At 36.1% G+C, this 20,855-nt stretch carries 19 protein-coding genes, 2 pseudogenes and 1 other annotated feature; all 21 genes and pseudogenes read left to right on the forward strand.

Features of this window, described 5'->3' with window-relative positions; all coding sequences use genetic code 11:
- Nucleotides 1-2: 2 nt before the first annotated feature.
- Nucleotides 3-290: a sporulation protein YqfC gene (gene yqfC, locus AC0L8O_RS05385; protein ID WP_026558703.1), complete on the forward strand. Its 288-nt coding sequence runs from the start codon at nt 3-5 to the stop codon at nt 288-290.
- A gap of 150 nt (nt 291-440) precedes the next feature.
- Nucleotides 441-1,628, forward strand: a complete 1,188-nt coding sequence (gene yqfD, locus AC0L8O_RS05390; RefSeq protein ID WP_026558704.1) for a sporulation protein YqfD — start codon at nt 441-443, stop codon at nt 1,626-1,628.
- Nucleotides 1,629-1,631: 3 nt separating this feature from the next.
- A complete protein-coding gene (locus AC0L8O_RS05395; RefSeq protein WP_026558705.1) occupies nt 1,632-2,600 on the forward strand; it encodes a PhoH family protein in 969 nt (322 codons plus the stop codon).
- Between the two features lie 227 nt (nt 2,601-2,827).
- Nucleotides 2,828-4,981 (forward strand): HD family phosphohydrolase, encoded by a 2,154-nt coding sequence (locus AC0L8O_RS05400; RefSeq protein ID WP_473446884.1) that lies wholly within the window; start codon nt 2,828-2,830, stop codon nt 4,979-4,981.
- A complete protein-coding gene (ybeY, locus tag AC0L8O_RS05405; protein ID WP_473446885.1) occupies nt 4,981-5,463 on the forward strand; it encodes an rRNA maturation RNase YbeY in 483 nt (160 codons plus the stop codon). Before AC0L8O_RS05400 ends, ybeY begins: the two co-directional genes overlap by 1 nt.
- Nucleotides 5,435-5,818, forward strand: a complete 384-nt coding sequence (locus tag AC0L8O_RS05410; RefSeq protein ID WP_026558708.1) for a diacylglycerol kinase family protein — start codon at nt 5,435-5,437, stop codon at nt 5,816-5,818. Before ybeY ends, AC0L8O_RS05410 begins: the two co-directional genes overlap by 29 nt.
- Nucleotides 5,819-5,971: 153 nt before the next feature.
- Nucleotides 5,972-6,403, forward strand: coding sequence for a cytidine deaminase (locus AC0L8O_RS05415; protein ID WP_473448683.1), 432 nt, complete (start codon nt 5,972-5,974; stop codon nt 6,401-6,403).
- Nucleotides 6,393-7,304 carry a GTPase Era gene (gene era / locus AC0L8O_RS05420; protein ID WP_078432372.1) on the forward strand — a complete coding sequence of 304 codons (912 nt, stop codon included), beginning with the start codon at nt 6,393-6,395 and terminating at the stop codon, nt 7,302-7,304. The genes AC0L8O_RS05415 and era overlap by 11 nt, the downstream gene beginning before the upstream one ends.
- 129 nt (nt 7,305-7,433) lie before the next feature.
- Nucleotides 7,434-7,577 carry a YqzL family protein gene (locus tag AC0L8O_RS05425; RefSeq protein ID WP_078432371.1) on the forward strand — a complete coding sequence of 48 codons (144 nt, stop codon included), beginning with the start codon at nt 7,434-7,436 and terminating at the stop codon, nt 7,575-7,577.
- Nucleotides 7,578-7,610: 33 nt separating this feature from the next.
- The gene (recO, locus tag AC0L8O_RS05430; RefSeq protein WP_026558711.1) at nt 7,611-8,366 is read left to right on the forward strand and encodes a DNA repair protein RecO; all 756 of its coding nucleotides are present in this window, start codon (nt 7,611-7,613) and stop codon (nt 8,364-8,366) included.
- Nucleotides 8,367-8,416: 50 nt separating this feature from the next.
- Nucleotides 8,417-8,590, forward strand: a binding site (T-box leader).
- A 284-nt stretch (nt 8,591-8,874) separates the two neighbouring features.
- The gene (glyQ, locus tag AC0L8O_RS05435; protein ID WP_026558712.1) at nt 8,875-9,762 is read left to right on the forward strand and encodes a glycine--tRNA ligase subunit alpha; all 888 of its coding nucleotides are present in this window, start codon (nt 8,875-8,877) and stop codon (nt 9,760-9,762) included.
- Nucleotides 9,755-11,809 (forward strand): glycine--tRNA ligase subunit beta, encoded by a 2,055-nt coding sequence (gene glyS, locus AC0L8O_RS05440; protein ID WP_473446886.1) that lies wholly within the window; start codon nt 9,755-9,757, stop codon nt 11,807-11,809. The genes glyQ and glyS overlap by 8 nt, the downstream gene beginning before the upstream one ends.
- A 388-nt stretch (nt 11,810-12,197) precedes the next feature.
- A complete protein-coding gene (locus AC0L8O_RS05445) occupies nt 12,198-12,827 on the forward strand; it encodes a helix-turn-helix transcriptional regulator (RefSeq protein WP_473446887.1) in 630 nt (209 codons plus the stop codon).
- A 26-nt stretch (nt 12,828-12,853) separates the two neighbouring features.
- Nucleotides 12,854-13,669 (forward strand): pyruvate, water dikinase regulatory protein, encoded by an 816-nt coding sequence (locus AC0L8O_RS05450; RefSeq protein ID WP_026558715.1) that lies wholly within the window; start codon nt 12,854-12,856, stop codon nt 13,667-13,669.
- Nucleotides 13,670-14,040: 371 nt separating this feature from the next.
- Nucleotides 14,041-14,445 (forward strand): YaiI/YqxD family protein, encoded by a 405-nt coding sequence (locus AC0L8O_RS05455; RefSeq protein ID WP_473446889.1) that lies wholly within the window; start codon nt 14,041-14,043, stop codon nt 14,443-14,445.
- Between the two features lie 32 nt (nt 14,446-14,477).
- Nucleotides 14,478-16,303 (forward strand): annotated as a pseudogene (gene dnaG, locus AC0L8O_RS05460) (DNA primase).
- A gap of 135 nt (nt 16,304-16,438) precedes the next feature.
- Nucleotides 16,439-17,557: an RNA polymerase sigma factor RpoD gene (rpoD, locus tag AC0L8O_RS05465; protein ID WP_026558718.1), complete on the forward strand. Its 1,119-nt coding sequence runs from the start codon at nt 16,439-16,441 to the stop codon at nt 17,555-17,557.
- A 126-nt stretch (nt 17,558-17,683) separates the two neighbouring features.
- Complete coding sequence (locus tag AC0L8O_RS05470; protein WP_473446890.1) at nt 17,684-18,220, forward strand: hypothetical protein; 537 nt, start codon at nt 17,684-17,686, stop codon at nt 18,218-18,220.
- 332 nt (nt 18,221-18,552) lie between these two features.
- Nucleotides 18,553-18,915 (forward strand): cytochrome c550, encoded by a 363-nt coding sequence (gene cccA / locus AC0L8O_RS05475; RefSeq protein WP_026558719.1) that lies wholly within the window; start codon nt 18,553-18,555, stop codon nt 18,913-18,915.
- 97 nt (nt 18,916-19,012) lie between these two features.
- Nucleotides 19,013-19,723 (forward strand): tRNA (adenine(22)-N(1))-methyltransferase, encoded by a 711-nt coding sequence (locus AC0L8O_RS05480; protein WP_473448685.1) that lies wholly within the window; start codon nt 19,013-19,015, stop codon nt 19,721-19,723.
- A gap of 2 nt (nt 19,724-19,725) precedes the next feature.
- Nucleotides 19,726-20,848, forward strand: a pseudogene (locus AC0L8O_RS05485) (Nif3-like dinuclear metal center hexameric protein).
- Nucleotides 20,849-20,855 lie beyond the last annotated feature (7 nt).

The raw sequence follows: 20,855 nt of genomic DNA on the forward strand, positions 1-20,855 counted from the left end.
TTATGGCAAAAAAATGGCGCCAGCAACTTACACGATGGATCACTAACACAATCGAACTACCGCCGGATGTCATGATGGATCTTCCTAGAATTACGATGGTTGGACAGCTTCATATTTACATAGAAAATCATCGTGGACTCCTAAAATTTACTGATACTGAGCTTCGCCTATTACTCAAGCAGGGACAATTATTAATTAAAGGCGAGGCCTTTGTCATAAAGACGATCCTACCGGAAGAAATTTTATTAGAAGGAAAAATCGTTCAAGTTTTATATCTCGATGAAACATAATTTCTTTTTTTGTAAATGTACTCAGAATAAAAACCAAAAAGGATCTAGGGACATGATCTCTGGCGTCTGCTGTGGATCATCACAGAGAAACACAGCAGACAAAATAGAATAGAGCATTTAAGTGTAATGTGGTTTACAAGGGGGAGAAGGATGAAAAATCAATGGACTAGTTATCTATTTGGTGTTGTAAAAGTCAATATCGAGGGAAGAGGAACAGAAAGGTTTTTAAATGACTGTATGAGGGAAAGTATCGTTATTTGGAAGGTAAAGCGCAGCAAAAATAATAGTTTAAGCTTTTTTATTCGCCTCCAAGATGTACATGCCCTTCGTTCAGTTGTAAGAAAAAATGAATGTAAATGCCGATTTGAAAGGAGAGCAGGTTTTCCTTTCTTAATAAGGAAGTCTTGGAAAAACAGTGGATTTGTGCTCGGTTTATTGGCATTTTTAGTTGTTATATTTGTTTTATCAAATATGATTTGGGGAATAAAGGTTGAGGGTGCATCACCGGAAACAGAACATATTATAAAAAAAGAATTAGCAAGAATTGGAGTGAAAACAGGTAAGCTTCAATTTTTCGTTGAGAATCCGGATGATATACAAAAATCCTTAACCGATAATATTGAGCAAATTACATGGGTTGGAGTTGAACTGATGGGAACAACCTATCATTTAAAAGTTGTAGAAAAAAATCAACCAGAAGAAGAAGAGCTAGTAAGTCCTAGAAACATTGTCGCAGAAAAAGAAGCAGTTATTAAAAAGATGTTTGTCGAGCAGGGGCAGCCATTAACTACATTAAATGAACATGTAACAAAAGGACAAGTTTTAGTTTCTGGTTTGATCGGTAAGGAAGAGGACCAAAAGAAAGTTCCAGCAAAAGCTGAAATATACGGTGAGACCTGGTATAAAACGACAATTACAATTCCACTAAATACGACTTTTCAAGTATTAACTGGGGATACTAAAGATAAGCATTTTCTTCAAATAGGCAATTTTAGGATTCCAATATGGGGATTTGGAAAAAACACGTATAAAACGTTTGAAGTGGAAGATGATGTTTATCACCTGAAGTTTTTGAATTTTACATTGCCGATTGCATATGCAAATGAAACCTACCTTGAAAAAGAAGAAGTTACGAGGAAATATACAGTTGAACAAGCCAAGGAGGCTGCATTAGATCGTGGCCGAAAGGATATAGAGGGAAATTTAGATGATAAAGAGAAGGTAACTGGAGAAAAAGTTTTGCACCAAACGAATGAGAATGGTAAAGTTAGGTTAACCGTATTATATCAAGCAATTGAAAATATTGTGAAAACCACACCAATTGTTCAGGGAGACTAAAGAATGCCAGAAGAATTAGTGACAATGAATCAGCAAGTAGAAAATCCAAATGAAGCGATAGCGCTTTTTGGAAACCATGACATTCATTTAAAAAGAATTGAAGAAGAACTAGACGTATCCATTGTAACAAGGGGAGAAGGTGTATATGTTTCAGGAAATGCTGAACATGTACAACTTGTAGATGAATTATTAAAATCCTTACTTCTCATCATCCGAAAAGGGATAAACATAAGTGAACGCGATGTTCTTTATGCCATTAGTATGGCAAAGGAAAAAAAGTTAGATCAGTTAGAGAATCTCTATATTCAAGAAATTGCCAAAACAGCCAAAGGTAAATCCATTCGAGTCAAAACATTGGGGCAGCGCCACTATATTTCGGCTATTCAAAATAAAGACCTTGTTTTTGGAATCGGTCCTGCCGGAACTGGAAAAACTTATTTGGCCGTTGTAATGGCAGTGAATGCTTTAAAGCTGGGGTCTGTAAAACGAATTATTTTAACACGGCCTGCAGTTGAAGCAGGGGAGAGCCTTGGATTTTTACCCGGTGATCTAAAAGAGAAAGTAGATCCCTATCTGAGACCTTTATATGATGCTTTACATGATGTGTTAGGTATGGAACATACTCAACGCTTAATAGAACGTGGTACGATTGAAATCGCCCCGTTGGCGTATATGAGAGGTAGAACCCTCGATGATGCATTTGTTATTTTGGATGAAGCCCAAAATACGACACCTGCGCAAATGAAAATGTTCCTGACACGATTGGGATTTGGATCAAAAATGGTCATAACAGGTGATATTACACAGGTAGATTTGCCAAAAGGAGTAAAATCTGGATTGTCTGTTGCGAAAGACATTCTAACCAATGTGAGTGGCTTGTCTTTTGTTCATCTTGAACAATCTGATGTTGTTAGACACCCGCTTGTTGCAAAAATTATTACGGCATATGAAAATTCCAAAGAAGGATCGTGACCCGAGAAGTTTAAAACGGGTCACTTTCTTTTTCACAGATCGGTGTCAAAAATAGCTAGAGAACTATGTGTATTTTAGTAGTGACTACAAATGAAAGTGCTTGCAAAGATAGCTTTTTTTGTCATATTTTGTCTTAATAGTTGAACATTTTTCGATAAAATTGAATAATGGAAGAGGAACGGTAAAAAAAGCCTTTCATTTGAAGGTGTTTAGAGGGTGGTGCAAAGTTGAAAAAGAAAAAACCTAACTCAAAAGAAGTGAAAAAAACGAATAGAATAGTAGAGAAATTTAAAGAATATCGATTTTTATATGTTTTTTTATATGCAGTATTAGCTGTTGTACTATTTGTTGCTTTATATAGTAATGTAAAGCCTGAGACGCTTGATATTGAGCTTTTTACTGTTTCTGATGAAACGATATATGCTCCAGCTACTGTCGAGGATAAGGTTGAAACTGAGCGGAAACGCCAAGAGGCGTATGACTCTGTAGAAGATCAATATGTTTTGAAAAAAGAAATAACTGAAAAACAAGTAGATTTAATTTCTTCGATTTTTGACACAGTTATTGAAGTGCGAAAAGAAGTGGCTGCAATAGATTCTGCAAAACCAACTGTGGAGGAGCAAGTTGATAAAGTACAGGAAAAACTAACACCTTCGATTAATAAAAAAATTCCTGGAGAAACATTTCTTCCATTACTAGAAACTACGGATGATGAAGTTGTTTTGGCAAAGGACGCTGTTGTAACAGTTGTAAACAATGTCATGAGCAAAGAAATTCCTATTGTTCAGCTGACAGAAGCAAAAAAACAGGTCGAGGAAGAACTGCAATACACGTCTATGCGAACTGAAATAATGGAATCTGCCATATTTTTAGCTCGTTTCGCCATTACACCAAACTATGTATTTGATTTAACCGCAACGGAAGAACAGCGGCAGTTAGCCATTGATGGCGTTAAAGAAGCCCAAATTAAACAGGGCCAAATTCTTGTAGAAGAAAATGAGCTGATTAATCGTGAGATATACAGAAAGTTAGGTCTTGTTGGTTTGCTGGATGATCAACAATCCATTAAACCTTTTTTAGGACTCGGGATATTTGTGCTCCTGATTATATCAGGCGTTGTGTATTTCTTTGAGAAGAAAGATAGTCCAATTTCTAAAAAGAATAATTTTTTGTTATTATATTGTTTGATATTTGCCATTACAATTCTTCTTATGAAGATCATTAGCTTGTTTCAGAAAATTGATTATACGCATATTGGCTATATTGTGCCGGTTGCAATGGGAGTCATGTTGGTCAAATTATTATTAAATGAGCGACTAGCTATATGGACAAGTATGATCTTTGCAGTTTGCGGTAGTGTTATTTTTAATGAGGGTGTAACAGGGAGTTTTAACTTTTCAGTTGGAATTTACTATCTTTTTGGATGTCTGGCAGCAGTATTATTTTTAGGAGAACACAATCTTCGTTCAAAAATCCTGCAGGCAGGTTTATTTGTTGCCGGAGTTAATATCCTTGCTTTAACAGCGATTATGCTAATCAGAAACGGTGGCTACTCAAATGTTGAAATAAGCTCCTATTTTATTATGGCATGCGTATCTGGGCTTGTGTCTTCTGTATTAACAATAGGTTTCATGCCATTTTTTGAAACAGGGTTTGGTATTTTATCAACAATGAAATTAATCGAGTTATCAAATCCAAATCATCCGTTACTTAGAAAAATTCTCACGGAAACACCTGGTACATACCATCACAGTGTAATGGTCGCTAATTTGAGTGAATCAGCATGTGAGGCCATTGGGGCAAATGGATTACTTGCAAGAGTTGCCGCATACTATCATGATATAGGGAAGACAAAGCGGCCTCAGTATTTTATAGAAAATCAAATGAATATTGAGAATCCACATAATAAACTTTCAGCGCAACTGAGTAAGAATATTATCATTGCTCATGTAACAGATGGGGTTGATATGTTAAGAAAACATAAAATGCCGAAAGAGTTTATCGATATTGCCGAGCAGCATCATGGCACAACACTTCTAAAATACTTTTATCATCAGGCTAAACAATCTAATGATTCTATTTATGAAGAAGAGTTTCGCTATCCAGGACCTAAGCCGCAAACAAAAGAAATTGCCATTATTTCAATCGCGGACAGTGTAGAGGCTGCAGTCCGTTCTATGGCAAACCCTTCGCCAGAGAAAATTGAAAAATTGGTCAGGTCGATTATTTCTGATCGATTACAAGATCATCAATTAGATGAATGTGATATCACATTAAAAGAATTAGATATTATTGCTAAATCATTCTGCGAATCTTTAAAAGGGATTTTTCATTCGCGGATTGAGTACCCTGAATTAACTAAAAAACAGAAGGTGAAATAATGAGACTATCAATTGACAGTCATGATGAAACAAATGAATTAACAGAGGAACAAATAAAGACTGTTGAAGAGCTTCTTCAATTTGCTGCTGATGTGGAAGACGTATCTGAAGGTGCAGAGCTGTCGGTCACATTTGTAACAAATGAACGTATACAAGAAGTGAACCGTGAATATCGGGATAAAGATCAGCCAACAGATGTTATTTCTTTTGCTCTTGAAGAGATGATCGAGGGAGAACTAGAAATAGTAGGGGTTGATCAGCCCCGTGTGCTCGGCGATATTATTATTTCAATTCCAAGAGCTAGAGAGCAGGCAGAAGATTATGGTCATTCTTTCATGAGAGAGCTGGGCTTTTTATCAGTACATGGCTTATTACATTTACTAGGGTATGATCATATGACAGATTCTGAGGAAAAAGTGATGTTTACAAAACAAAAGGAAATATTAAATAATTATGGACTCAAAAGATCCGAAGAATTCTGAATGGGTACGCTTTTATAAGAGCTTCCAATATGCCTGGAATGGAATTGTATCCACATTTAAATCAGAACGAAACTTTCAAATACATGTTGCCATATCAATTATTATGTTTATAGCCGGCATGGTATTACGTTTTTCAATAATTGAATGGATGATTGTCCTGTTTTTAATCGGTGGAATGCTGGCGCTTGAACTAATTAATACAGCGATAGAGCATGTTGTCGATATGATAACAAGTGAAAAGCATCCGTTAGCTAAAGCTGCTAAGGATGCAGCGGCAGGGGCTGTTTTGGTTTATGCGATCCTTTCATTTATAATTGGAATAATCCTTATTACCAATCACCTTTTTGCCTCATAAAACAAAAGTGTTTTCAAGATACTTGTAAGGAGTTCGAACATCATTTTTAGTCTATTTTGATTGATTTTCGAAAATTCTTACAATTAAATTACAAATGAAGAATTAGGCGTGAAATTACTGTGAAAATTAGGTAAAATAAAGAAGAGTAAAGTCATTAGCCAGAATAGAAAGGAAGAATTTTTAGTGAAAATTGAACAACTCATCGATGAAGCAAAAGCAGCAAGGGAAATGGCTTATACTCCCTACTCTAAGTTTAAAGTAGGAGCGGCTTTATTAACTCAAGATGGCAAAGTTTATAAGGGATGCAACATTGAAAATGCGGCATACAGCATGTGTAATTGTGCTGAAAGAACAGCTATTTTTAAAGCATTTTCAGAAGGAGATAAGGTATATTCTGCTTTGGCTGTTGTAGCAGACACGGTTAGACCTGTACCTCCATGTGGTGCATGCCGCCAAGTTATTTCAGAGCTTTGTCCAAAAGATATGAAAGTTATATTAACAAACCTCCATGGTGACATTACAGAACTTACAGTACAGGAATTACTACCGGGAGCTTTTTCAGCGGAGGATTTACATGAATCATAATCAACCATATAAATCAGGATTTGTTTCAATAATAGGAAGACCTAATGTTGGGAAATCAACATTCATCAATCGAGTAATCGGACAAAAAATTGCCATTATGAGCGATAAGCCGCAAACAACTCGAAACAAGATACAAGGAGTTTATACGACGAACCAATCTCAAACGATTTTCATCGACACGCCTGGCATTCATAAACCCAAACATAAACTGGGTGACTTTATGATGAAAGTAGCACAAAATACATTAAAAGAAGTTGATTTAGTATTATTTATGATCAATGCTGAAGAAGGTTACGGGCGCGGAGATGAATTTATCATTGAGAGGCTAAAACAAACCAATACACCTGTATTTTTAATTATTAATAAAATTGATCAAATACACCCGGATGAACTTTTACCTTTAATTGAACAATATAAAAAGCTTTATCCATTTAAAGAAATTGTCCCTATTTCTGCTCTGCAAGGAAATAATATTGATACATTATTGCAGCAGATTGAAGATCTTTTACCAGAAGGGCCACAATACTATCCTGAAGACCAAGTAACAGACCATCCAGAGCGTTTTATTATTACAGAATTAATTCGTGAAAAAGTCTTACATTTAACTAGGGAAGAAATTCCACACTCTATAGCGGTAGTAATGGATACCCTTGAACGCAGGGAGAATAATGCTGCAATCTATGTAGGGGCAACCATTATTGTTGAGCGTAATTCTCAAAAAGGAATAGTCATTGGTAAGCAAGGAAGTATGCTAAAAGAAGTCGGAAAAAGAGCCCGAGTGGACATTGAAGCGCTTTTGGGATCAAAAGTATTTTTGGAGCTTTGGGTAAAAGTCCAAAAGGATTGGCGGAACAAAGCTTCACAGCTTAGAGACTATGGCTTTAGAGAAGATGAGTACTAAAAAAGAAAATATTCATCTTAACATTTAGCAAAAATTGTTTAACATGAAAAGTAGAAGAAAAGGTCAAGATAACGATAAAGAAATTGGATTGATGCTTGCTAGTCTTAACAACTGAAAGGTGGGGTTTATATGTTGGATTTTACCTGGAAAGTTTTTTCGCAAACAGGTAGCATTGATACGTATCTTCTTTTTAAGGAACTGGAAAAGGAGAATGATGAAGGACCCGATTCTCAAGAAGATGAACTAGCTGAATTAGATTTTCCAATTTCCTGATCTTGCCTGAACCTTTGAAAGGTGAGGGATATTTTGCTACAAAAATGTGAAGGAATTGTGATCCGATCAACTGATTACGGTGAAACAAACAAAATTATTACCCTATATACAAGAGAACTAGGAAAAGTTGGGGTTATGGCAAGAGGCGCTAAGAAACCAAGCAGTCGCCTTACGTCAATCACCCAGCTTTTTACTTATGGCTCCTTTTTATTTCAAAAATCCAGTGGTTTAGGGAGTCTCCAGCAAGGGGAGACTATACAGTCTTTAAGAGGAATTAGAGAAGATATTTTCCTAACAGCATATGCCTCATATATTGCAGAACTGTTGGACAAGAGTACAGAAAATCTGGAAAGAAATCCATTTCTATTTGAGTTATTAATGCAAACTTTTATCTATTTGGATGAAGATGTAGATCCGGACATATTACTTTATATCTTTGAAATGAAAATGCTTCCTGTATTAGGTCTTCACCCTCAACTGGATTGTTGCACAAATTGCGGGCAGAAAGATGGTACTTTTCATTTTTCGATCAGAGAAGGTGGCTTCCTATGTCACAGGTGCTTTGAAGTTGACCCATATCGTTTAAAAATTACTCCTATGACAGGAAAGCTTCTTCGTCTGTTCTTTTATTTTGACTTAAATAGATTGGGTAATATTTCAGTAAAGAAAGAAACAAAAAACGAACTAAAGTTAGTTATTGATGCGTATTATCAAGAGTACTCCGGTCTAACAATTAAATCTAAAAGATTTCTTGATCAATTAGACTCATTAAAGGGAAAGCTTAAATAGGGGATATTGACATCCTTCAAAAATTCGATTAAGATGCAATTATAATTTAACATTTTGCGTAGATGGAAAGAAGTACTTGCGAAAGACTCAAATGAAAGCGACCTTAGGATGGTGAAAGCTAAGGATTAAATCGTAAGGAAAGGCATTCCGGAGCAAATTCTTCTAAAGTGGCTTATACATATAAGCAATTAGGGTGGAACCGCGGGTTAGCTCTCGTCCCTATGTCAACAATCTGACATAGGGATGAGAGCTTTTTTGTTTTGTCTTTTGTCAGAGATTATTTATCCCATTCTTAACGGGCAGTAAGACCCCCTCTTCAAGATTCGAGAGAAACATAGAAGATAAGTGGTAGATAACGGCCCGTAAAGATATTCACAGGACGTCCAAGTCAGGCTCAACCACAGGATGTGGCGCTTTGAGCATGATAAGTTTCGCTAACCATCAGTGGGGGATAAAGAAACCCCCACTGATGGAAGTCTCACTTTATTATTCACGGAGGTGTTTGGATATGAATATTCAAAACATGATATTAACTCTTCAAAAGCACTGGTCTGATCAAGGGTGTGTGCTTATGCAGGCGTATGATACTGAGAAAGGTGCTGGAACAATGAGTCCCTATACTTTTCTAAAAAGTATAGGACCAGAACCATGGAAGGTTGCTTATGTAGAACCATCCAGAAGACCTGCTGATGGCCGTTATGGGGAAAATCCTAACCGACTTTATCAGCATCATCAATTTCAAGTTATTATGAAGCCTTCACCAGACAATATACAAGAGTTATATTTAGATTCTTTACGTGCCTTGGGTATCAACCCTTTAGAGCATGATATACGGTTTGTTGAAGATAACTGGGAAAATCCTTCTCTAGGTTGTGCAGGCCTTGGTTGGGAAGTATGGCTTGATGGGATGGAAATTACACAATTCACTTATTTCCAACAAGTTGGCGGCTTGGAATGTAAGCCGGTATCAGCAGAAATAACATACGGTATCGAAAGACTCGCGTCATATATTCAAGATAAAGAAAATGTTTTTGATTTAGAATGGACAGATGGATATACAATACGTGATATTTTCCTAATGCCGGAATATGAACATTCAAAGTATACATTTGAAACATCTAATACTGATATGCTATTCGAATTGTTTTCGACCTATGAAAAAGAAGCAATGAGACAAATGGACGAAGGTCTCGTGCACCCTGCCTATGATTATGTATTAAAGTGCTCACATACCTTTAACCTACTTGATGCAAAAGGGGCAATTTCGGTTACAGAAAGAACAGGCTATATTGGTCGGGTTCGAAACTTAGCAAGAAAAGTAGCAAAAACCTTTTATGATGAGCGCGAAAAATTAGGCTTCCCAATGTTACAGGAAGGAGGAAAAGAACATGAGTAAAAAAGATTTACTACTAGAAATTGGCCTAGAAGAAGTACCTGCCCATTATGTAACACCTGCGATGAACCAATTTGCTGAAAAGCTTACAAAATGGCTTGAAGAAAAGCAGTTATCCCATGGAGAAGTAAAAACATATGCAACTCCAAGAAGATTGGCTGTTCTTGTAAAGGATGTTTTAGAAAAGCAACCGGATATTGAGGAAGAAGCAAAGGGTCCTGCGAAAAAAATAGCGCTAGATGAAAATGGAAATTGGTCAAAAGCTGCAATTGGTTTTACAAAAGGGCAAGGTGCATCTGTTGAAGATATCTATTTTAAAGAAATCAATGGTGTTGAATATGTTCATGTCCAAAAATTTGTTAAAGGGCTAGAAGCAAAAGATTTACTATCAGAAACTCGTGAATTAATCACAGGTCTTACTTTCCCTAAAAATATGCGTTGGGGAGATCAGGAGTTACGGTATATTCGCCCAATTAAGTGGTTGGTTGCACTTTTTGGTCAATATGTTATTCCATTTGAAATTGCCGGTGCTAAAACAGATTCCTTTACATATGGCCACCGTTTTCTCGGAAAAAAGGTAGAGATTGCCTCTCCTTCACTATATGAAGCGGCTTTGCTAGAGCAATTTGTGATCGCTGATCCTGTCAAACGAAAAGAAGCGATTAGTCAACAATTGGTTGATTTAGAACACGAAAAAAATTGGGTAATCCCAGTGGATGAAGACCTTCTAGAAGAAGTAAATAATCTTGTTGAATACCCAACCGCACTTTATGGGTCGTTTGAACAAGAGTATCTTTCTTTACCTGATGAAGTGCTTGTAACAACAATGAAGGAACATCAGCGTTACTTCCCTGTGCGAAATAATGACGGACAACTACAGCCATTCTTTGTTACAGTAAGAAATGGTGATCAAAACCATTTAGAAAATGTAGCAAGAGGAAACGAAAAAGTATTACGTGCAAGATTATCTGATGCAAATTTCTTCTATCAAGAAGATCAAAAACTTAAGATAGAGGATGCTGTGAAAAAGCTGGACAAAATCGTGTTCCATGAAGAGTTAGGAACTTTGGGTGAAAAGGTTAACCGAATAGTCAATCTGTCTAAACAATTAGCAGATATGGTGCAATTGCAAAATGATGAAAAAGAAAATGTTGAACGGTCCGCATCCATTTGTAAATTCGATTTAGTTACTCATATGGTCTATGAATTTCCTGAACTTCAAGGGAAAATTGGGGAAAAATATGCACGTCTAAGTGGGGAAAACGAAGAAGTATCGATTGCTATAAATGAGCACTATATGCCACGACATGCTGAGGATGCTGCACCGGGCTCCAATGTAGGGGCAATCGTTGCACTGGCTGATAAGTTGGACACAATCGTAGGTTTCTTTGCGATCGGTAAGATTCCAACCGGATCACAGGATCCTTATGCACTTAGAAGACAAGCAAGTGGAATTCTGCAAATATTATTATCAAAAGAGTGGACAATAAGCTTACCCCAATTGTTTGAACTGGCGCTTAGTCAATATGAAGATAAGAAATCAAATGAGGCAGTTGAGGAGTTAGTTTCATTCTTTAAATTGCGATTAAAATACCGTTTGGCTGAAGAGAAAATCCGCTATGATTTAAATGATGCTGTGCTAGAATCTTCGGTGCTAGAGGTTAATTCAATTGTAGCTCGAGCAAAAGTACTTCAAGATGTTTCATCTCATACAGATTTCAAAGAAACAATCGAGGCACTTGCCCGTGTGATGAATATAGCGAAAAAGGCTACGAAAAGCGACATTAATAGTGAGCTTTTTGAAAGTGATTATGAAACAGCATTATTTAATGCCTATACAGAAACAAACATGAAAATAGATTCTTTAAACAAAGCTGAGGATGTGTATAAAGCACTGGCATCTTTAAAGCCTGTCATTAACGAATATTTTGACCATACGATGGTAATGTCAGATAATGAAGAAATAAAACGTAATCGATTGGCACAAATGCATAAATTATCTCAACTAATTGAATCATTCGCAAAAGTGAATGTTATTTTGGTGAAGTAAGTAATAATCCAAGATGAATAGGGACTGACAAAGACGTCAGCCCTTTTTCTATAGTCTTTAGATTTAAAACTTATTCCTTTTCAAAAACAGTGTAAAGTATATAATTAGTTTAGGCTCTGTTTAATCTGAAATCTATTATATTTAAACTGAGATAAAATTTAGTAACAATCTATTTATTTTAATTGCTGAAGAAACTATAAACTCTTTGAACTGTGGATAAGTGCGTGACATCCAGCTCCAGCGCCATGCCCCTCTAGGGTCTAGCCACAAAAAATGAAGACAAAGAACGTCTTATTTGCATGAGGGCGCTTGCGCTTTTGTTCTTAACAAAACAAGTATAAATCATGTGTGCCACAAATTTTCTGTTTAAAAATGAATATGCAAGGCGGTGAGGAAAATAGAACTGAATAAAAGGCAGGAGCAAATTGTTGAAATTGTTAAAGAAAATGGACCAATAACGGGTGAGCAGATTGCTGATCAATTAAATTTAACAAGAGCAACACTTCGTCCGGATCTAGCTATATTAACAATGTCTGGCTACTTAGAGGCGAGACCTAGAGTAGGATATTATTTTACAGGAAAAACAAATACTCATATGCTTACAGAACAGCTAAGAAAGCTTCAAGTAAAGGATTATCAGTCTATTCCAATAGTCGTCAGTATCAATGTATCTGTCTATGATGCGATTTGCATGATGTTTTTAGAAGATGTAGGAACGTTGTTTGTTGTAGATGAGCAATCTAATTTAGTTGGCGTGCTATCCCGAAAGGATCTTTTGCGGACGAGTATTGGCAAGCAGGAACTTACATCAATTCCTGTCAATATAATCATGACAAGAATGCCAAACATTACGGTGTGCAAACCTGATGACTACATTATTGACGTTGCACAAGTGCTAATAGATAAACAGATTGATGCATTACCTGTTGTCAAAGATACTGAAAAGGGCTATGAGGTAATCGGGAGAATTACGAAAACAAATATGACGAAAATTTTGGTTAGCTTCCTAAATGACTAAATATATCATAAGAAATGGGGATGAAAATGAATTATCAATTGATCTATGTTTTATCAGATTCTGTTGGTGAAACAGCTGAGCTGGTAGTAAAAGCAGCAGCAAGTCAATTTAATGGAGTCTCAGCAAACACAAAAATAAAGCGCATTCCTTATGTTGAGGATAAAGGAACGATTCTGGAGGTTCTTGCTTTAGCTAAGAAAGATAATGCAATCGTATGTTTCACTCTTGTTGTCCCTGAACTGAGAGAGTATCTAATTGAAGAGGCAAATAAAAAAGGAGTTGTTTATTACGATATAATCGGCCCATTAATTGATAAAATGGAAACTTCATATGGAATAACAGCCAAGTATGAGCCTGGACGAGTTAGAAAGTTGGATGATGATTACTTTAAAAAAGTGGAAGCGATTGAATTTGCTGTAAAATATGATGATGGAAGAGATCCAAGAGGGATTTTAAAAGCAGATATCGTATTAATAGGTGTATCAAGAACTTCTAAAACGCCTTTATCTCAATATTTAGCGCATAAACGATTTAAGGTAGCAAATGTACCGATTGTACCAGAAGTTGAGCCACCAGAAGAATTGTACAAAGTTTCACCGCAAAAATGCATCGGGCTGCGTATTATGCCGGAGAAGTTAAATAATATTAGGAGAGAGCGGCTCAAATCTCTTGGCTTAAATGATGAAGCTTTTTATGCAAACATAGATCGAATTAAAGAAGAACTTAACTATTTTGATAAGGTAGTGGAAAGAATTGGTTGCAAAGTAGTCGATGTCTCAAACAAAGCGGTTGAGGAAACAGCTAATATAATTGCTAACTTTATGAATAATCAAAATGGATGAGTTAAAAAGGATGGCATAACAAAGGGGATTTGTAGGTCATCCTTTTCTCAATTAGGTGAGTCGATTATTTTGTTGAAAAAATGATAGAAATTTAGAAACACTTGTATTATAATAAAAAATTGTGATAAAAATACTTTTTTTAGGTTTAGAACTTGACTTATGGGAATAAACTATTATTTGTAAACTGTCAAGAGAACAAATAAAATAATTTTCGACAAAAAGGAATTTAAAGTCTTTCTCACGAATAGTATTCAGTACAAAAGTGTATTAGGTAGAAGGAAATTGCGGAGTGATGTAGAATAGAGAATTATGGCGAAAAAACGCTGAAGATTTTTGTCGATGCTAATGCTTGTCCTGTAAAAAAAGAGATCATGCTAATTGCCAACAAATACGAAACAGATGTTGTGTTTGTTGCTTCCTATAACCACACTTCTGATAAGACCTATGGGGGACAATGGGTATTTGTTGATACAGGTAAAGAAGAAGCAGGTCTATACATAGTTAACCATGTCAGCAGAGGTGATATGATCATATCACAAGACATTGAATTAGCTGGTCTTTTAATCCGAAAAGGCGTTTGTTTTATTAAACCCAGGGGAAAGCAATATACAGAAGAAAATATTGATACAGCTCTTCAGTTTCGTTATTTATCTGCTATAGAAAGACGTAGTGGTAAATTTACAAAAGGTCCGAAAAAATTCACAGATGAAGATACCTTAAATTTTATCACAACATTTAAAAAGATTTTGTCGAAACATGCAGGAGATCTTAAATAAATATCGAATAACTGTAATACGGGGTTGTTAGCATGGGAAATCGAATTCCCGAGGAATTAATCGAAAAAATACAAAGAACTTCTGACATTGTTGATGTAATAAGTGAATATGTTCAATTGAAGAAACAAGGACGCAACTATTTTGGACTTTGTCCGTTTCATGGCGAGAAATCCCCTTCGTTCTCAGTTTCAGCAGACAAACAGATTTTTCATTGCTTTGGCTGTGGTGCTGGTGGGAATGTTTTTTCATTTCTTATACAGCACGAAGGATATTCATTTATCGAGGCGGCACAACATCTCGCTGACAAAGCTAATATTGAATTACCAAGCATACCTTCACTTGAGCAGGGTTCAGGACCCACTATTTCAAAAGACTCAGAGAAAATGATCGAAGCTCATGAGCTGTTAAAAAAATTCTATCATCATTTACTTGTAAACACAAAGGAAGGTCAGCACGCACTAGACTACCTTTTAAGCAGGGGATTTACTAAAGACATTATTGATACGTTTGAGATTGGATATTCCTTAGATTCCTGGGACTTTGTGAAAAAGTTTTTAGAAAAGCGGGGATTTACATTATCCTTAATGGAGGAAGCAGGATTATTAGTAAAAAAAGCAACTCAAACGAAGAATTTTTTGATCGGTTCAGGAATCGAATTATGTTTCCGATCATGGACCACCATGGGAATACGATTGCATTTTCGGGACGTGTACTTGGAGACGAGAAGCCTAAATATCTTAATAGTCCTGAAACAAAAATATTTAATAAAAGTAAATTACTCTATAATTTCCATCGTGCTAGAGTACATATTCGAAAGAATCAGCAGGTTGTATTGTTTGAAGGTTTTGCTGATGTTATTTCTTCAACCAGGGCAGGCGTTGAGCAGGCAATTGCAACAATGGGAACTTCTATTACAGAGGAACAGGCAAAGATCATTCGAAGAAATGTTTCAGAGGTGGTTATCTGTTATGATTCTGACTCAGCCGGAATTGAGGCTACAAATAGAGCTGCAAAGATCCTTAAAGATGCAGGTTGTAAGCTAAAGGTTGCGATGATCCCTGATGGATTAGACCCTGATGACTACATTAATAAGTTTGGATCTGAAAAATTCAAGCTTGATGTAATAGGGGCCAGTGTGCCGGTCATGACATTTAAAATGTCTTATTACAGGAGAGGCAAAAATCTTCAAAATGAAGGTGAAAGGCTTCAGTATATTGAAAATGTCATTAGTGAACTAGCACAATTGGACAATGCAGTTGAAAAGGAGATCTATTTAAAACAACTGTCATCGGAATTTGACTTATCGATGGAGGTTTTAAAGCAGCAGATTTTGCAAAAAGAACAACAGAAGAACAGGCAAAGAACTCCGCAGCAGCAAAAGATCACTACTCAGGAACAGCCAAAAAGAAAGCCGATTCAATCCAAGCGGTTATTACCTGCATTTCATACCGCTGAGAGAATGTTAATCGGTCACATGTTAAGAAGCAAAGATATGGCAGAAAAGGTTTTGGAACGACTTGGACTTCAATTTAATATCGAAGAACATAAAGCAATTGTTACTTATTTATACGCTTTTTATGAAGAAGGAAATGAAGAAAATGTTAGTTCATTTTTATCGAAGTTGCCGAGTCCTGAATTACAACATATTGTATCCAACATTGCGATGATTACCCTGAATTCTGAGGTGAGTGAACAAGAACTTTCAGATTATATAAAACAGGTGTTGAATCATCAAAAAATGTTAATGATAAAAGAAAAAGAAGTAGAAAAAATTGAGGCTGAAAGAAATAAGCAATACAAAGAAGCGGCCCAAATTGCAATGGAAATTATTCAACTAAAACAAGCTCTAAAATCATGATAAGTAAGCTAATAATAGACGATTATTTTGTAGCATAAGATTGTGTAAAAAGGGCACATCAATTATGTAACGTACTTGCTAGACAGTAATCCGATAGCTTATCTTACAATGATAAGTTTGGAAGGAGGGGATCCTATGGCTGATAAACAAACCCATGAAACTGAAGTAACCTTTGAACAGGTGAAGGAGCAGTTAACAGAAATCGGGAAAAAACGAGGAGTCTTGACATATGAAGAAATAGCTGAACGTATGTCCAACTTTGAAATTGAATCAGACCAAATGGATGAGTATTATGAATTTCTTGGTGAACAAGGTGTAGAATTAATCGGTGAAGCTGGTGAGGCAGCGGAAGCGGATCCTAATATTCAAGATCTTGCAAAAGAAGAAGAATTTGATTTGAATGATCTGAGTGTACCTCCAGGAGTTAAAATTAATGACCCTGTTAGAATGTACTTAAAAGAAATTGGTCGTGTTGATCTATTATCAGCTAATGAAGAAATTAAATTAGCTCAACGTATAGAAGAAGGCGATGAAGAAGCTAAACGACGACTTGCAGAAGCCAATCTTCGACTAGTGGTTAGTATTGCTAAACGCTATGTTGGTCGCGGAATGCTGTTCCTTGATTTAATTCAGGAAGGTAATATGGGACTAATGAAAGCTGTTGAGAAATTTGATTATGAAAAGGGCTATAAATTTAGTACGTATGCTACATGGTGGATTCGTCAAGCAATTACACGTGCTATTGCTGACCAAGCTCGAACAATACGTATTCCTGTTCATATGGTTGAAACAATTAATAAACTGATTAGAGTTCAGCGCCAATTACTACAGGATCTAGGAAGAGAACCTACACCTGAGGAAATTGGAGAAGACATGGAGCTCACACCTGATAAGGTGAGAGAAATTCTTAAAATTGCACAAGAGCCTGTTTCTTTGGAAACACCTATTGGTGAGGAAGATGACTCTCATTTGGGTGATTTTATTGAAGATCAGGATGCAACTTCTCCTTCTGAACATGCTGCGTATGAACTATTAAAAGAGCAGCTTGAGGATGTACTTGATACATTAACTGATCGTGAAGAAAACGTACTACGTTTACGATTTGGCCTTGACGATGGACGAACAAGAACACTTGAAGAAGTAGGTAAGGTGTTTGGAGTTACGCGTGAACGAATTCGACAAATCGAAGCTAAAGCACTCCGTAAATTGCGTCATCCAAGCCGTAGTAAACGTCTTAAAGATTTCTTAGAGTAAGAAATAGGGCGGACGAATGTCCGTCTTTTCTTCATAAAAACAGTTTGTTTAAGGGAATCATAACATAGCATATTTATGCTTTTTTTTGCTTTTGTACAATTAGAAAGAATATTTAAGGATGCTTTTATGGATAAAGAAAAAAAGGAAATAATCATTAAAGAGATTCATTACTGGAAAGAAAATAAACTACTTCCAGATACATACTGTGATTTTTTACTAGCACTTTATACTGAAGGAAATCATTATGAAGAAACAACTGCTTCCTCTGCTATTAGTAAAATAAGTACGCATTTAATTTGGACGAGTGCAGTTTTTGTTTTACTTCTAATCAGTGCTCTTGTCACCTATTTTACTGAATTGTCTTTTGTTTTGCAAACAGTTACATCAGGTTTTTTACTTTTAGCTTCAATTCTTGTTACCGCTTTCCTTTTGGTTAGAAAAGGTAAGTTTCAAATGCCTTTAGTAATAACATTTATTCAGCTGTTAATGACATCTCTTTCATTTGTTGAATATGCAACAGATGGAAATTCTTTTTGGATTGCAACGACGGTTGTAACCAACTGTTTGCTTTGGATGACAATAGGGGGCTTATTTCGGATTTACTATTTACTAATTAGCGGAATAATGGCAAGTCTAATATTTGTGATAACACTCTTCATTTAGCCTCTAGGAAATGTCAACAGGTTGTTAGCATAATCCGAAACTCTTGTCTGTTTTTTGTCTAAAGTGTGAAAAACATGGAGATGTTAAAAGATAGGTCTTTTCCTTAGTGGAAAATTACAGTAAAATAGAGGTTGTTTAAAAACATTTGTACTTATGTTGATTATCCAGCAGTAACGGGCAGCAGAGTAAAACATATAAGCAGAAAAATAAAAGTTAGAATTATCAAGTGAAGCTGCTCGAATTTTTTACGATAATTCTACTATACATTAGTAGGTTAGATATGAGGCCTATTAATGGAAAGGTTTACTATTTACATAAGGGAGGTTTACATGATGAATCGCAATCCACTTATTCCATTTTTATTAATAGCTGTTCTAGGAATCGGCCTTATGTTCCTTTTATCATTTAAAGGTATCGGCGATCATGAAGAACTAGCTAGCGGCGGTGAAGAAGAGCCGAGCACTGAAGATGTTGCAAACGCTACCCCGGAAGAGATTTACCAACAAAACTGTATTTCCTGTCATGGTGAAAACTATGAAGGTGGTGCAGGTCCTGCTCTTGTAGGTGTTGGTGATAAAATTGGCGTAGATGAAATTAAGACAACAATTCAGCAAGGTAAAGGAATCATGCCAGCTGGTCTTGTCCCTGACGAAAAGCTTGATGAAATGGCGGAATGGGTATCACAAATTAAATAATTAAAAGAAGTCCTTTGCATCTGTGAAGGACTTTTTTTATACTTGATGAATAGGTTACTTCACTCTTAAGTGTAAATAAATGAATTGTGGTGAAATGATGAATGAATTGAAATTATCCAAAAGACTTGAAACAGTTGCTAACTATATTCCTGAAGGAGCTGTGTTTGCAGATATAGGTTCAGACCATGCTTACTTACCCTGCTATTCTGTCTTACAAGGAAAAGCTAGTGGGGCAATTGCTGGCGAGATTACTGATGGTCCATACGAGTCAGCTGACAGCCAAGTGAGAAAATGTGGACTATCTGATGTTATATCTGTCCGAAAAGGTGACGGATTATCTGTACTTCGTAAGGAAGATGAAGTTGATTGTATAACAATCGCTGGGATGGGAGGAACTCTCATTAGTAAAATTTTAGAAGAAGGGTCCAGGAAGTTATCAAAGGTCACTCGTTTAATTTTACAGCCTAATATTCATGCAGTTTCGATTCGCCAATGGTTAGTAGAAAACGGCTGGGAATTAATAGCGGAAGAAATTATGGAAGAGGACCATAAAATATACGAGGTTCTTGTTGCCGAAAAAGGAGATCCAAAGAGACCATATCAGACATACTCTTATGAGGCGAATTTATTTCTGGGTCCTTTTTTAGCCCAAAAACAATCGGACATTTTCGTGAAAAAATGGACTGGAGAATTAAAGCACTTAAAGTCCATAATCCTACAATTAGATCAAGCCGGTTATACATATGAAAATAATGAAAAATACCAAGAATTGAGTAAGCAAGTAAAGCTGATTGAGGAGGTATTGTAAGATTGATGAAAATTCCAAACGGCTATGAAGTCATTCAATTATTTGAACAATATTCACCAAAGTCTCTTGCTGTAGAGGGTGATAAGATTGGGCTTCAAATTGGAACTCTTAATAAAAAAATTAAACATGTTATGGTTACACTAGATGTGGTGGAATCAGTTGTCGACGAAGCGATAGCTAAAAAAGTAGACTTACTCATTGCACACCATCCTCCTATTTTTAGACCCATTAAAAATATGACAACAGATTCTGCATACGGAAAGATGATTGAGAAATGTATTAAACATGATATTGCGGTATACGCTGCACACACTAATCTGGATGTTGCGAATGGAGGTGTTAATGATTTATTAGCAGAAGCCTTGCAATTGAAGGATGTGGAAGTGTTTATTCCTACATATGAAGACCAGCTAAAGAAACTTGTTGTGTATATTCCATCATCACATGAAAGAGAGCTGCGAAATGCACTGGGAAAAGCAGGTGCGGGGCATATTGGAGAATATAGCCATTGTTCATTCGCAACTGAAGGAGAAGGGAGCTTTTTGCCTCTTGATAAAGCTAATCCTTTTATTGGAGAAAGAGGAAAAGTGGAATATGTTGATGAATCAAGAGTTGAAACGATTTTCCCTGCTTCTATACAAAAGAAAGTTATTCAAGCTATGTTAAAAACTCATCCTTATGAAGAAGTGGCATATGATATATACCCATTAGAACAAAAAGGACCAATAATGGGGTTAGGACGCATAGGCTCTGTGGAAAATGAATTAAGCCTTGAAGAATTTGCTTTGCATGTGAAAAATAGCCTTGGAGTTGAACGTGTAAGAATGGTAGGTGACCCTTCCAGCAAGGTGAAAAAAGTGGCTTTATTAGGCGGCGATGGAAACAAATATATCCAACAAGGCAAAAATAAAGGGTGCAGATGTATATGTAACAGGTGACCTATATTTTCATGTTGCACAAGATGCGCTGATGTTAAATCTGAATGTGATTGATCCTGGACATCATGTCGAAAAGGTCATGATTGAAGGAGTAGCTAAAAAGTTAAGGGAACTTTGTGAAGAACATCATTTTGAAGTAAATGTGTTTGGCTCACGGGTAGATACGAATCCTTTTAAATTTATATAAATGTGCA

The sequence above is a fragment of the Metabacillus sp. KJ11-3 genome (assembly GCF_055808295.1).